Here is a 13,525-nt window from a genome sequence, read left to right on the forward strand (position 1 = left end):
GGCCTTTTCAAATCGAGGCTGCTTCAATACAACTCTGGGTACGCGAAGCCGGATGATAAGCCTAACTTTGCTGCTCAGTGATTCCCCGGCCAAAACGAGCTTCAATGGGATTGCGGCATTTAATCTCCTTAAATTTTAAATATTGATTGACTAGAACAAATTTACACTTTATTGAGCAAGGGCTGTCGGCAATTTTGTAATCCTTAAGAAGGAGTTTCATCGATGAAAATGATTGGAAAGGGCATTGCTGCGCTAGCTTTTGCAGTAGCCTTGGGGTCGTCCGCCCACGCGGCGGTCGTAACTGTGACGGCTGGCGCGCCTGGCTACCTTGGGCCCGCGAATGCCATTGGCTTTGAAGATGTCGGCACTGGTAACATCACCGCTGCTGGTTTCACTCGCTCTGGCGTGTCGTTCTCCAACATCGGTTCCGTGCCGTTGGCGATTACGCAGCAGGGTAGCAACGGCAACGGCGCTAATCCTGCGGGCTTTCCGAGTGGCAATACTTACGTCTCGGTGCTGCTCAATGGCCTGCTGCAAGTTAGCTTTGGGTTGACCAATTCGATTTCGCTGTTTTGGGGATCTATTGACCCCTCGAACGAAATCACGTTCTACAACGGCAACACGCAGGTGGGACAGCTGTTCGGATCTGGTGTGACCCCTCAGCTTACCGCGGACGGGAACCAGGTTTCAGATAACTCGAACCGATTTGTGACGCTGAGTGACACCGACGCCTTCAATCGAGTCGTGATCACTTCCGGTCAGAACTCGTTCGAGCTTGATAGCTTCGTTGCTCCGGCGGTTCCCGAACCTGCCACTTGGGCGATGATGATGCTGGGCTTCCTGGGCCTCGGCTTCATGGGCTACCGCAAGCGCAGCAAGACGGGCGGCGCTTCGTTCCGTCTCGCGTAAAAGTGCGAAGATACATCCAATAACGAAGGGCCGCCATTTTGGCGGCCTTTCTCGTTTCGGGATGGTGTCCCGGGTCTTAACAAGACGTGAGAGGGGCGCCCGCGCCTTAACAAGGAGACATGCCATGAACATTATTGGCACTTGCATCGACTGCTTTCCGGCATGCAGCAGCTTCCTCCTCACGTGTGGGGTCGCGACGGCCGCTCTCGGATTGGCAATCTACCGTTCAATGGCAGGGCATGCGACCGGCGCAAGCTGGGAAGCAATGGGAATAAGACAACGCGCGGCGTAGCTTTCGCGAAGCGGCTCTCGTCCGGCTTGGCCGGGGCGAAGTCCATGTCCGACCTTCTTCGGGGGGCGACCTTTTCGCCTATGTGTCGCGTACATCCTGAGAAGGTATCATCCGTGGCCAATTCAAATGCGTGGCCTTCCAATTTGATCGTCGGACTCGCGATGCTTCTCCTGGATTGGGTCGGGTGTGCCGCGGCGGAAACGACGCGCATCAAGCGGCCGGCGCCGAGCCCGGAAGAAGCCCAGAACATCGCTGTGGACATCGCCAAGAACGACGGGCTTCTTCGTGAGGGCGACATCATCGTGACCCCGCGGGGATTTCTGGTGTTCAGGGGCGTTGCCTCGGACGGCTACACCAATGAATTCGAGCCCGTGCCAAATCCTTTGAACCAGAATCGCGGTCAGAAGAACTAAGGCCGCAGGAGCAACTGGGCATCACCACCTTAACGTTACGGATGCTATTTAAAAAAAAGCTGTCCGGTTTCCGCCAAATTAACGACATGGGGTCGGGAACAGGCTAAACAACGGGTTAAAGGGTCCGCGTTCGGGCACTGCTGGAGAATTTGGAATGCTGTCTCGCTCGTTTTCGTTCGCTGCGTTTCTGGCCGCTGGCCTGGCGTCGTCGTCCGCGCTTGCGGGCGTTGTGTCGGTGACCAGCTACGACATGAATAACGGCAACGGGTCGACCCAGTATACGTTTGGCTACGACTACCTTGATTTTACTTACAACGGCGCCAATGCGTCGACCAATGGATCGAACAATCCGGTCCCCAACAACTCTACGCCGCAAGTTGGAAAGCTGACCGGAGGGACTGGCCTGCTCACCGACGGCGTCATCGCCAAAGAAAATTATTCCATGGTCAGCGGAAGCATCGCGACCGGTGGAACGGTCATCGGCACCCCCTATAACCTGGCTTACGCCGGCGGGACGACGCAGTATGTCGGTTGGAAGTATCAGGATCCAACGATCACCTTCCACCTTGCGGCCGGTCAAAGCGTCAGTTCGATCGCAATCTATGCTGCGGCTTACAACCCGCTCCTCGGGGACTCGAACGGCCTGGTAGCAGCCCCGGGCGCAGTCGATCTTTGGATCAACGGAAACCTGGTATCCGGCGCCTCGCTTCAGACCACGTCGCTCAGCGGCAACGCTGCACAGCTCCTGCTGGCTGGATTTGGGACGGTCTCGTCCGACTCGATATTCCAGTTGAGGTTCGATCGCGGAGAGTTGCAGCAAGATGGGATCGATTATTTCAACGATCACGTCTTGGGTGCTTACAACAACGCGTACAGTTGCACCGTCTTCTGTGATCCTATCAGCGGTTTCCTTCAAGAAGCCGCTGGTGGTGTCGCGACGGGTCCCATGACCAATGGGGGGCTCGAACCCTGGATCATGCTGAGCGAGGTCCAGTTCTTGACCACAGCGGTGCCTGAGCCCTCCACCTGGATTTTGATGATCGCGGGCTTCCTGGGTCTCGGCGTCGTCGCCTGTCGCAAGAGCAGTAAGGTGGACGGCGCTTCGCTCAGTCTCAGCTGTTGCAAGGTGCACACCGCGGGCCGCCATGCGCGCTTTCAGCGCGGCTCTGCAGAACGGCTGATCGTCTGAACAGAGAGTGTTTTGTCGGGTAGTAATGCAGTACTGGCGAGACCCAGCCATTGACCTGCGAACGGAAACGAGTAAGTTCACGCTAGATTTATTTGAATTCGGAGAGTTAGATGAAATCCTATTTAAAGCAAGTAGCTATTGCTGGCGCACTCCTCGCAGCAACATGTGTGCAAGCATCAGCAGCACCGTTCACTGACGGGCTCTTTAATTCACCTCCCGGCTCCGGATCCTTCCAGACGGTAGCTGGAGGATCTAGCCTGGGCGCTTGGTCAGTGACCGGCGACAGTGTCGATTTCATCGGCAGTTACTGGAATGGTCCTGCCGCAACAGGCGGCAACAGCGTTGACCTGAACGGCAACGGTCAGGGTGGAATTGCTCAGACTTTCGACCTTGGTCCGGGCACGTACCTCCTCGGCTTTTACCTCTCTGGCAACCCCGACGGTTTGCCGGCCGAGAAAAGCATCGGTGTGACGCTCTCGCCGGCCACGCCGGCAATTAGCAACAGCTATACTTACTTGGCCACGATCAACAGCAATCACAGCTTGAACTACGAGTATCACTCCTTCCTGTTCACCACGACGGGTGGCTTAGAGACCTTGTCGTTCTTCAGCAATGACCAAGGCGCATATGGCGGTGTTGTTGGCGGCGTCACGATCTCCGCCGTTCCCGAGCCATCAACTTGGGCGATGATGCTGCTTGGTTTCGCGGGGATTGGCTTTGTCACTTATCGCCGCCGCGCGAGCGCAATGCTTACATCGTAGCACGTGAAATTCGAAGGTCCCCCGCGGGTGGTGGCCTAAGATTGCCTCATTAAGTGCGACGACGAGAAGGCCGCCTCCAGGCGGCTTTTTTGTTATTGCGCTAGGCTGCGCCCGGAGTTTTGCCAGCGTTGTCAGTCGACTGCCCAACAATGCGTCTGGATCCCCGCGAGGGCCCAACATTCGGTTGAAGGACTGCGGGCTTCGCCAATCCGAACGGGTCCCGCTACGCAATCCCCTTGTTCAAACAAAAACCCCAGCACCGGGTTGAGATCGGGGCTGGGGTTTAAGCTTACCAAAAGGCCTGTCCGGGATTGGGCCGGGCAGAGTCGGATCCTAGTCGTTGAAGGTTAACTTTAGGTTGTCTGACCTGGCGTCTATTGGATCGATCAAAGCGAGGCCGCTGAATTAACCGAGGGCACACTTTCTCAGTAGGTGACTCGACATTTCCCTCAGGACCATTATTAATATCGCGGAACTTAAATATTTAAACGCTGAATTATTGGAGAATCGGTTATGAGGCACAGGACCTTCAGGACCGCGATACTGGGCGGCGTAGCCCTCCTTTGGGGTACATTCGGAGCCTCAGCGTCTCTGGTTAGCCAAAACGTCACCTTCACCTTCAACGTTGTTGACGCTGATACGCTCCGGCTGACGCTTGATGGTGTCCTGGACGCCACCGGGAATTGGGCTCCCGTCAAATTCCTCGACGCATTCGACGTCAGAAATGTCGGTTCATTCTCCGCGGCCTCGGCCGCTTATCTCGGAAATTCGCAATTCGTGGGCGGCGTCCCGGGAAAGCAGGTGACCGGCGCGGGTGTTGGCTGCGCTAATGGCGGTGGGGCTTCCGCCTGCTTCAATTGGACTCCCAATCTCACACTGACCAATCACATGGTCTTCAATATCGATTTCACGCCCAGCGGCGATGGCCTCGATTTCAGCAACCCACATCTCAAGGTCGCCTTCTTTACCAACAACAGCGATAGCAAGAAGACCGGCGATCTCTTGTCGGCAAACTTCGCTCCTGACCAAATTGCATCGGTCCCCGAGCCCTCGACCTGGGCCATGATGATCCTGGGCTTCGCTGGTCTGGGCTTCATGGCGTATCGACAGAAGAACAAGCCTTCGTTCCGCCGAGTCTGAACTCAGCCTCAAAGCGACAACCAAAGCCGCCTCAGTTGGGCGGCTTTTTCTTGAGCTCGACGTGGACGGGGTCAGGGACGGTGGTTCAAGGAAGGTTGGCAGTATCCTTGAAGACAATCGCTTGATTCGATCCGCAGGATCGCGCGCGATCAGCAACCCGATCTCACAGCGCTCCCAATCGGCTCTCAGAAGGCGCGCGGTATTGAATGCCAGACGGCCCTAGATGAGAGGCGAGGTGCTGATCTACGAACAGGCCGAATGACGGCCACTGAATCAGAGCTGCCCAAACAGGAGGATGGCGGTAGAGCCGGCCAACATCTCTTTACTTCGCGGTGCATGTAGCAGCATTGAGCGGCCGCCCGCTGAAGTCCCAAAGTCGATATAGGCCCGGGCTGCGGAAAGCTGCGACGAGGCCGAATAGAAAGCGGCAGCCCGACCGGTTCCCGTAGGGTTATGCAATGAACTGCCATTGGAGCGGCTCCCCGAGAAGCGGGTATGGTTTAAACCGTAGTTTGAACGGTGAAAAAAGCCGAGATCGGCCCAGCAGCCTCCATTTTCTTATGGTTTCTTGACAAATGCCGCCCAATGACCCACTCATTGCCATTAGTTAACTTAAATGGGAGGAGTTTTTATGCGCAAATTGCTTTTTGCTGCGGTCCTGGCTTTCACCGCGACTACCGCCGGAGCCAACGCAGCGGTCATTAACTGGACGACGTGGGGCACCCCCTCCTCAACCGGCAACTCTGGAGGAGCTGTCAGCGGTACCAGCGGTAGTGTCGGTGTTACTTATAGCGGTGAGCTGCAAGAGATCCGGACTGACATTATTTATCAGACTCCCGCAGGTACTTTCAGCGGCGGCTCTATCAGCAACGCCCCCGCAGACGGACAAACTTCCGTTCGGCTCATCGGCGGCGGCAGCGTAATTGATACTGTGACTTTCTTGACGCCCGTCGTGAATCCCGTGTTCGCGATCTGGAGCCTCGGTCAAGGTGGTATTAATGCTGAGTTCGACTTCCTCAATTCTCCTGTCTTCACGATACAGAGTGGCGGTCCATCGGCGCAGTACAACGGTGTGTCGATTGTAAAGAACAATGAGACCATTACTGGTGTCGAAGGGAACGGCACGATCCAGTTCTTCGGGACGTACACTTCCATTTCGTGGACCAATCCCGTTCGTGAAGATTGGTACGCGTTTCAAGTAGGAACGGTCGGCGCAGTTCCTGAACCCTCAACGTGGGCGATGATGATCCTGGGCTTCGCTGGCCTGGGCTTCATGGCGTATCGACAGAAGAACAAGCCTTCGTTCCGCCAGGCCTGAACTCAGCCTCAAATCGACAACCAAAGCCGCCTCAGTTGGGCGGCTTTTTCTTGACCTCGACGTGGACGGGTCGCGGCCGGTGGTTCAAGGAAGGTTAGCAATATCCTCGAAGACAACCGGTCTATTTTCGATCCGCACGATCGCGAGCGATCAGCAACCCGACCTCACAGCGCTCCCGATCGTCTCTCAGAAGGCGCGCGGTATCGAATGCCAGACGGCGCTTAGATGAGAGGCGAGGTGCTGATCTACAAACAGGCCGAATGACGGCCACTGAATGAGAGCTGCCCCAAACAGGAGGATGGCGGTAGAGCCGGCCAACATCTCTTTAACTTCGCGGTGCATGTCCCAAAACGTAGCAGCATAGCGATCAATTGTCGACTTGCAGCTTGCAAGAGGGACACCCGTCCGCTCCTTCCCAGTCAGGAGCGCGCCTCGACGCGCTTTGGTCCTGCTCTCGGCGGGAGCACTTCGTCAAAGGAATAGGCAGCGCAACAAAAAGACCGCCAGAAGGCGGTCTTCGTGCAAGTCCGAACAGGATTTAGCTATGCCGCAAGGCGTGCAGAGCTTTGGTTACGACGACGGTACGCCATGAAGCCGAGGCCGGCAAAGCCCAGGACCATCATGGCCCAGGTTGCAGGCTCGGGGACGGCCGAATTGATCGAGAACGTTCCGTGTAGGTGATCGGTTTCGGTCCGATAGCGGATGGTCGTGCCGAGCAGAACGTCATCAAGGGTCAGCGTGTACTGACCACCAGGGAAGGCCATACTCTGGGGCTGAAAATCGATATAGACTAGGCCGCCGAGGACGGTGATGAAGCCGGTGACACTTGCCGCGAACGTCTGCCCGGTCGTCACAGGGGAGGTGAGATAGACCGTCAGATTGAAGGCGTCCCCGAGAAACGCGTAAGGGTTAAAAAGCCCAGTGTTCTTGAGCGTAAAAGAACCGAGATCGACGGTTTCTCCAGCGTTGGCGGTGAATGGGGAGGCCGAAGAGATTCCGTTAAAGGAAAGGTTATGATCCGAGGTCGAGCCGCACACAGGTGAGCCGAAGCAGCCCGTGGTTGTGCCCGTGAATGTGGATGCGCTGGCGCTCGTTGCGCTAAATCCGCATGCGAGGACAGCAACCAGTGCCAGGTCCCGAAACAGTTTCATAGTGTCCTCAGGGTAGATAGTTCGGCACAACTGCCCAAGGGTCGGAATAATTCAGGATTCGGGGTTGTGTCAATATTTATTAAACTTCGAAGATTTAAATCCAGATGATTATGGCTGAGCGGCTGACCCACGGCAAAGACCGCCCCACGGGCGGTCTTTCCGTTCGCGAGAACCGGACGATACTCAAGCCGCAGTCAGGGGACCGTCTTGCTTGCGACGACAGGCAAGGAAGCCGATGGCCGCGAAGCCCAGGATGAACATCGCCCAGGTCGAGGGCTCGGGGACTGCGCTCGTGAATGTCGCCGAGAATGTGAGGTCTGAAAAATTGTTGATCGCCGAATTCCATGCCGTCTGGGTCAGATTGGGTGTGGGAAGGGGCACGGTGTCGGAATAGATCGTGCTCCATACCAACGTGCCGAGATTGGAAACGGAGTTGGCGGTGCAGCCCCCGAAGTTCAAGCAGGATCCAACAGTCGCCGAGCCGCTATTGTTGGCAATTCCGTAGGTGCTGAGGAACGCCACATAGCTCTGGCCTAGCGTCACGTTGGCACCCACCGGCGAGAAGTCGAGAATGCCGGCACTCCCGGCCACCACCGGGCTCTGCCAAAGCAAGGCGGTCGGCTTGGAGCCGTCCCAAGCGTAGACGGCAGCGTACAGCGAGGTAAGGCTCGAGCTATTGAGCGTGAACTTGAAGTCCGTGAGCGAGCCGGTCACCGGAGCGGTGAACGTCTCCCCAACGAATTGCGTTTGCTGGCCGCCGGTCAACGAGCCCGATAACGAGCCGAAGCTATAAGTGTTGGTCGGATTGCTGATCACATCAGCTGAAGCGGGTACTGCATGGGCCAGAACTGCTGCGACGGACAGCGCAGCTACTTTACGAAACATCAGAAACAACTCCCTTGCTTTGTGGTGCAGGGAGAAGTCGCACAACGGTTCCGACGTCCTGATGACAGTGAGGCGACAGTGTCCGGGCAATTTGCCGCAGTAAACCCGCTAGTCCTGGAACGCGCGCTTTATGCCAGAGCCGACATCTTGGCTTCAACTTTGGTAGCAGTCCAACTGGGTCCTCGCGCCTTCTTGTGAACCCGCACAGGGTAGGCCGGTTCACGTTTCCGAACGGGCCATGAGGGCCGTTCATCTGGAACTGCTCACGCTCCCGGCGTAATCAAAATTGACGAAAACCGAGCTCCGGCGGTAGGCTACGACCATTCTTGTGACAGACCGCGCTCGTGCGGATTTTCTCGCCGTACGACTGCCAGCGGAATGGCGCGCTGGCTTATTCAGCTCCGTCGGGATCGCGGTCATCACGGGACCTTGATTGAACGAGCTCGCGCACAGGCGCGACCAAACTTCGCTCCGGTGGGGCATGTCGGCTTTGTTGGTATGTGTTTTGCTTTTCGTTGGTTTTGGAGATTGCCATGAAGGACGCATTGCACAAGGGGCGCAAACCTCGCGAGCTGAAGAAGGTCCAGCGGATGTCGAAGAGGGCTGCCGCCCCCGAGACTATCGCGAGCCGCTACCTGGAAGTATTGCGGCTAAGACAGCGTGTGCTCGAGGCTGATTCTTCGCGCGCTGTACGCCACTAGGGATAGTTAAATGCGCTCGCTTTACGTGACGTCGCTGGTAGTCGGGATGGTGGCTTGGCTTTGGGCCTTGACCACGGGTATCGCCTGGATGTTCGGGGCATAACGATCGTCCGCTGAGAGGCGATTGGATCGCCTGCCTTCGCACGGACGGAAGCCTTTTACGGCACGGGCTGCCCCGCTGCTTCGGCGTGATGGAGCACCTTCTAGCCGCTTCCGTTTGGACGTCCTGTAGCTCATGTTTTATGCAGGGAAGGCTGTGAAGGGCGGCGGGATGATGCAGGTCTCACCCGATTTCTGCCTTTTGATTACGACCGTCTTAACTTTTCTGCGCTTGCCTTGAGCATTCACGCAAAGGGAGTGCCTGATGGCTAAGGAGAGGAAGTCGATCCGAGAACTCTCGGAGATGATCAGCGGGGTCGTCGGAGTGCCAGGGCTCGACCTCACCATCCGGCCTGACCACGCTTACGGCTGGCAACCGGTAGTGTTGTCAGCGCCGGGCAATCCCATCGGCTTTCAGAGGAGGGTGGAGGAGATCGCCCATCGCATGCGAATGCAATACGATCTGGCTACCTAGTCTGCCAACGTCTACGCGATGGGGGCTCGACTTGTTTGTTGGGCCGTGGCAGGGCCTGATCCGGGAATTCGTACCCTTCCCCATTGAGAAGCCGCTGCATTTTGGTCAGCAGGGCGAGCCGCTTCTCGGCTTCAATGATTGATTTCTGATTATTATTTCCGAACAAAATCTGAGACGACTTCTTCATCCCGGGTCCTCCAAAAGAAGCAAAATGCCGATAGTCGCCGGGGCTGTCTGTAACCTAAATTACTAAGTCTCTCTTTTTGTGTTCATTCGAGCTGGCCCGGCTGGAACTCTGCCGGCGGAGTTCCGGCGCGCCTCCACGGGATGAAGCTAGTGTTGATCGCCAAGCAGTTTCGCCCGTGGCGAGGCCGTAAGGCAGCCGACCTCATGATGTTGCCATAAAGCCGGTTCGCGCTGACGGCCACCTCTCACCCGGTCTCCCGGCGCCGGCGATACGCCTACCGCCCTTAGCAACATGTGCGGTGCTCGCTCGCAATAGCCCTCACAACCTTGTGGCACCGGTTTGCAGATACGGTGACACAGGCCAGCAATGGGCGAACAGAAGCAGCCCGTCAGCATCAGCGTATCCATTCAGCGTAGGCCGCAGGATTACCGCCTGAGCGGTCCGAGGTTCTCATTGTAGAACCTAATCAACTCGATGAGGTTTTCGATTCCGAAGTCTGTGAACGCCTGGATGCCGTCTTCTCCGACGCCATAGACCCAGATGACGCCGTCCTCGATCCCATTTCGTTGGCGATGTCCCATGGCCAATCCTCGTCTTTTCTCCGAGGTCTTTCGCGACCTGGACGATGGTGGTGACGTGATCGATCTTGTTGACGTGCGTGATCATGCACTCGAGCAGAGACTGCCGATGCCGGCGTCAAATTCCAGGGCAGAAGTTCGTCCAGCCGATGAGCCGGATGGGCGAGGATGCGGGCGAGGATATAGGTGAGCCAGGCCTGTGGGTCGATGCCGTTCATTTTCGCCGTGGCGATGAGGCTGTACATTGCTGCGGCGCGCCGCCCTCCGCGATCAGATCCGCAGAACAGCCAGGACTTCCATTCAAGAGCGATGCCTCGCAAGCCCCGTTCGGCGGTATTGGTCGAGAGGCACACGCGTCCCTCTTCCAGGAACAGAGTGAAGCTCGTCCATCGCTTCAGGATGTGGTTGAACGCCTTGGCCAGGTTATGGCGGCGGGACGATTTGGAGAGCTGTTCGCGCATTTAGACCCGTAGTTCTTCGACCATCGGCCGGCTCAGCATCCGTCGCACCTGAAGGCGCTCCTCGGCGCTCGTGCCGTTGAGGGACCGTTCGATCTCGAACAGCGCATCGATCCTTCGCACGACCTCGATCGCGACCGGAAAGAGTGGGTTTCCTTTTTGCCGGCGGCCTTGCGCCGGGCATTCTCTTCGATGTCAGCCATGGCAAAGAATGGGCGCCTTCCATGCGACCAGCAGGCAGCTTCCCGGATCGATCCGGGCTGGCGCCCGGCCAGATAGAGCTGGTTGTACCCGTCATAGGCGTCGGCCTGCAGGATGCCGGCATACCGGGCCAAATGCCCCTGCGGATGCTCACCCTTGCGGTTGCGGGAGTAGTAGAACATCGCTGCTGTTGGGTCCGCGCCCGCAAACGGCCGGCTTCCCGAATGTCGATTCAACATCGTCCCGCTGGGGCCCGTACGGGCGGCCTCGCCGAATAGCGCGGTGCCGATGTCGCCTGGCTCGAACGGTGCGACCAATGTGCCCTCGGGCCGGCCGCGCATCGCACCAGATTGGTCTTGCGCACGCTCAGCGGCAGCTGGTGCAAATCCTGGTGGCCGAGCGCGAAGGCATTGAGGCTAAGCTGCACCTCGTCGTCATGCTTGCGCGAATGCAGCGCGTTGAAGTCGGAGACGCCGTCGAGGATCAGGCTAGCGTAACGATCTGTAAGTATTAAGCATGCAGAATAGCGCCTTTCGGAGCGTAATCAATTTGGCCACAGAGATTAGGATGACCTCAGATCATGACGAACTGGCTATTTTGACGCGAGAGATCGCCTACAAGGCGACGTATGTTCAGGATCAAACAATTCTGATCGAGGTTCTTGAGGAGGATGGACATGACGTGTCGGACTATAAGAGAGAGCTAGCCAAAGAGCGCTCTCATTTGGCGACACGGATCGCGAGGCAATTCAAGCTGCTTGAGATAGCATCGGCCAGTGAAGGACACGTCCCGGCCTCGTTAACTCAGGGATGATCAATGCCCAACCGCCGGAAGATTGATCGTTCTGACGTCGACTTGGCCGCATACATCTTTGGAGACGGCGGTACTCAGCGTTGCCGCGTGTTCAACCTCTCGGAAGACGGTGCTGGGATCGAACTGCCGACGAAGCTGCACGTGCGTGCTACATTCAAGATCATGTTAGAAAGAGACCGTACAATCAGAAACTGTCGTCTCGTTTGGTCTAGTAGTACTCGCATCGGCGTTGTGTTCACAGCCGATTGAGTTGGCTCTGCCAGGCTTGGCCGGCCAACAGATAGCCGCGCGGTCCCTCCAGATCTCGGACGCCAATTCAAAGCGGCATCGTAAGTACCTCGCAAATTGTTGATTCCTAGCGGGTCAGTGATAGTCTCCCGCTACTGCCTATAGCGGTGACGGAGGCTTGGGGAATTTAAGGCTGAGACGCGCTGTAGGGGTGAGTGAAAGGCTACAGCCGGCGTATCAAGCGGATGGATCTCGAACCCGAAAAGGAAGCTCTCAAGCTGGCGCGGTGCCTTCTCGCATGGGAGTTCCTCACTGGTACAACGGCAGAGATGATACGCGACCTCCGAGCAGAGCTTCGCGAGCAACTCCGCGCCTTGGAGAATAACCGCTAACGCCGCCTCAGTGGGGCGGACTGCTCGTATAGGCTCCGTCACTCGGCCAACCTTCTTCGCACCACGCTCAGTGGATCGCCACCTGAGCGGGCGCGTCCGAACGATGTAGCCGAGCATGACATGCGTCGATCTCCGATTGACGGGGGACGGGAAGCTCATCCACCTTATCCAGCGCTTGGATCAATTCCGATAGCCAAGCAGCGCTGCTCGCGGGGGCGCTTGAGTGAGCCGCTCCCTTGCTCTTCATGCCAGGAATGGACGCCGAAATGACGCCACCGTAAATCGCGTCCAGAAGCATATTCAACATCGTCGCCATCCCTTATTGGTTGGAAACCACGCTAAATGCGGATTGTTTCAGCGTTGCTTCGCGGCTCTGCGGAACGGCTTCGTGGGCAGCTGCTGCGCACAGCCGCGGAGCAGGGCAGCTGGATGCCCCAAAGCCGCTTCCCATTAGGTCGTCACAGTGAATGGCACGGGAACCGGGGGCTCACGGAAGATCGGCTGGAGCAGCCGGCGGCAACCAAACCGAAGGCGCGGGCGCAAGTCGCACGAGGTGATTGCCGAAGGTTGTGCTGAATAGGATCGAGCGCCCGCAGATGCACATCACGCGGGGTCCGGGAGAACCTGCCGCGGGTGACGCGGGGCCGGCGGTGCCGCCCCGACAGGATGGACGAGCCTTGCGACCGGCTGGGCCGGCGATCGAGCATTATCAGCGGGAAAGGCCGAGGGCCGTTACAAGGACCGGGACCGCCCAGAGAATACTGAGCGCAATGGAGGCATAGCAAGCCTGCTGGCTGAGGGCCGCTCCTGGAACTTCATACAGGACATGACGGGATGCAGTCGCGCGACGCTCGCGAAAATTGCGAAGCCGGCGTGCCACCAGATCGCCAGCCCGAAAACATCAACGCCAGCGCAATACGGAGGGACGCCGCCATGCCGCTCGCGGTTACTGCACCCTCAAGTGACCGCCAGAATTGAGCATAATTATTCGCAACGAGTTTCAACAACTTCTGATCTATGTCTCGTAATCTCGCGGTCATGGAAAACCGCAAAGTACGCCGGCGCCGCGTCTTCATAGCCGCATTGATCCAATTCCCCGGTGGCACCTTCAGTTGCGTGGTGCGTGATCTCTCCGAGACCGGGGCCCTCTTGGAGGTACCAAGTCAGCTTGGTATTCCGCACGAATTCAGCCTAAGAATTCCGACGGCGGAATTGGACCGGCCATGTCGAGCTGTGTGGCGCTCGGCGAAGGGGATCGGGATCGCTTTTATATCCGGCGAGATAGTTCTGTCGCAAACGCAAATCTGACCTTCTCGCGCGGCTGAAGCATGCAAG

General features: G+C 57.5%; 13 protein-coding genes and 1 pseudogene. 11 read left to right on the top strand and 3 right to left on the bottom strand.

Annotated features, from left to right (window positions below):
* Positions 1-222 precede the first annotated feature (222 nt).
* The 6 genes from BRA1417_RS41755 to BRA1417_RS0113685 all read left to right on the top strand — a co-directional run bounded on the left by BRA1417_RS41755 (position 223) and on the right by BRA1417_RS0113685 (position 6,022).
* Positions 223-909, top strand: a complete 687-nt coding sequence (locus tag BRA1417_RS41755; protein WP_051448337.1) for a PEP-CTERM sorting domain-containing protein — start codon at positions 223-225, stop codon at positions 907-909.
* Positions 910-1,362: 453 nt separating this feature from the next.
* Positions 1,363-1,614 carry a hypothetical protein gene (locus BRA1417_RS0113665; RefSeq protein WP_156948736.1) on the top strand — a complete coding sequence of 84 codons (252 nt, stop codon included), beginning with the start codon at positions 1,363-1,365 and terminating at the stop codon, positions 1,612-1,614.
* Between the two features lie 154 nt (positions 1,615-1,768).
* The gene (locus BRA1417_RS0113670) at positions 1,769-2,803 is read left to right on the top strand and encodes a PEP-CTERM sorting domain-containing protein (protein WP_027516232.1); all 1,035 of its coding nucleotides are present in this window, start codon (positions 1,769-1,771) and stop codon (positions 2,801-2,803) included.
* 110 nt (positions 2,804-2,913) lie between these two features.
* A complete protein-coding gene (locus BRA1417_RS0113675) occupies positions 2,914-3,564 on the top strand; it encodes a PEPxxWA-CTERM sorting domain-containing protein (RefSeq protein WP_084462227.1) in 651 nt (216 codons plus the stop codon).
* A 513-nt stretch (positions 3,565-4,077) separates the two neighbouring features.
* On the top strand, positions 4,078-4,704 hold the full coding sequence (locus tag BRA1417_RS0113680; protein WP_027516234.1) for a PEPxxWA-CTERM sorting domain-containing protein: 627 nt from the start codon (positions 4,078-4,080) through the stop codon (positions 4,702-4,704).
* Between the two features lie 631 nt (positions 4,705-5,335).
* Positions 5,336-6,022, top strand: coding sequence for a PEPxxWA-CTERM sorting domain-containing protein (locus BRA1417_RS0113685; RefSeq protein WP_027516235.1), 687 nt, complete (start codon positions 5,336-5,338; stop codon positions 6,020-6,022).
* 542 nt (positions 6,023-6,564) lie between these two features.
* Here the strand turns inward: BRA1417_RS0113685 and BRA1417_RS44770 are convergent.
* Together BRA1417_RS44770 and BRA1417_RS0113700 are read right to left on the bottom strand one after the other, a co-directional pair.
* Positions 6,565-7,173 carry a PEPxxWA-CTERM sorting domain-containing protein gene (locus BRA1417_RS44770; RefSeq protein WP_027516236.1) on the bottom strand — a complete coding sequence of 203 codons (609 nt, stop codon included), beginning with the start codon at positions 7,171-7,173 and terminating at the stop codon, positions 6,565-6,567.
* Positions 7,174-7,356: 183 nt separating this feature from the next.
* Entirely contained in the window at positions 7,357-8,058 is a 702-nt protein-coding gene (locus BRA1417_RS0113700) for a PEPxxWA-CTERM sorting domain-containing protein (protein ID WP_156948737.1), read from the bottom strand.
* A 533-nt stretch (positions 8,059-8,591) separates the two neighbouring features.
* On the opposite strand from BRA1417_RS0113700, the gene BRA1417_RS44020 reads away from it, so the two are divergent.
* Positions 8,592-8,759, top strand: coding sequence for a hypothetical protein (locus BRA1417_RS44020; RefSeq protein ID WP_156948738.1), 168 nt, complete (start codon positions 8,592-8,594; stop codon positions 8,757-8,759).
* 364 nt (positions 8,760-9,123) lie between these two features.
* Positions 9,124-9,333: a hypothetical protein gene (locus tag BRA1417_RS0113710; protein WP_027516238.1), complete on the top strand. Its 210-nt coding sequence runs from the start codon at positions 9,124-9,126 to the stop codon at positions 9,331-9,333.
* A gap of 887 nt (positions 9,334-10,220) precedes the next feature.
* On the opposite strand, the pseudogene BRA1417_RS42045 reads toward BRA1417_RS0113710, so the two are convergent.
* Positions 10,221-10,972 (bottom strand): annotated as a pseudogene (locus BRA1417_RS42045) (IS66 family transposase); the annotation flags it as partial.
* A 352-nt stretch (positions 10,973-11,324) separates the two neighbouring features.
* Here BRA1417_RS42045 and BRA1417_RS0113735 point away from each other — a divergent pair.
* The 3 genes from BRA1417_RS0113735 (at position 11,325) to BRA1417_RS0113750 (ending at position 13,498) form a co-directional block, all read left to right on the top strand.
* Positions 11,325-11,570, top strand: a complete 246-nt coding sequence (locus tag BRA1417_RS0113735; protein ID WP_027516241.1) for a hypothetical protein — start codon at positions 11,325-11,327, stop codon at positions 11,568-11,570.
* Positions 11,571-11,573: 3 nt separating this feature from the next.
* The gene (locus BRA1417_RS42745; RefSeq protein ID WP_084462230.1) at positions 11,574-11,819 is read left to right on the top strand and encodes a PilZ domain-containing protein; all 246 of its coding nucleotides are present in this window, start codon (positions 11,574-11,576) and stop codon (positions 11,817-11,819) included.
* A gap of 1,409 nt (positions 11,820-13,228) precedes the next feature.
* Positions 13,229-13,498, top strand: a complete 270-nt coding sequence (locus BRA1417_RS0113750; RefSeq protein WP_027516243.1) for a PilZ domain-containing protein — start codon at positions 13,229-13,231, stop codon at positions 13,496-13,498.
* Positions 13,499-13,525 lie beyond the last annotated feature (27 nt).

The organism is Bradyrhizobium sp. WSM1417 (assembly GCF_000515415.1).
Classification (GTDB): Bacteria; Pseudomonadota; Alphaproteobacteria; order Rhizobiales; family Xanthobacteraceae; genus Bradyrhizobium.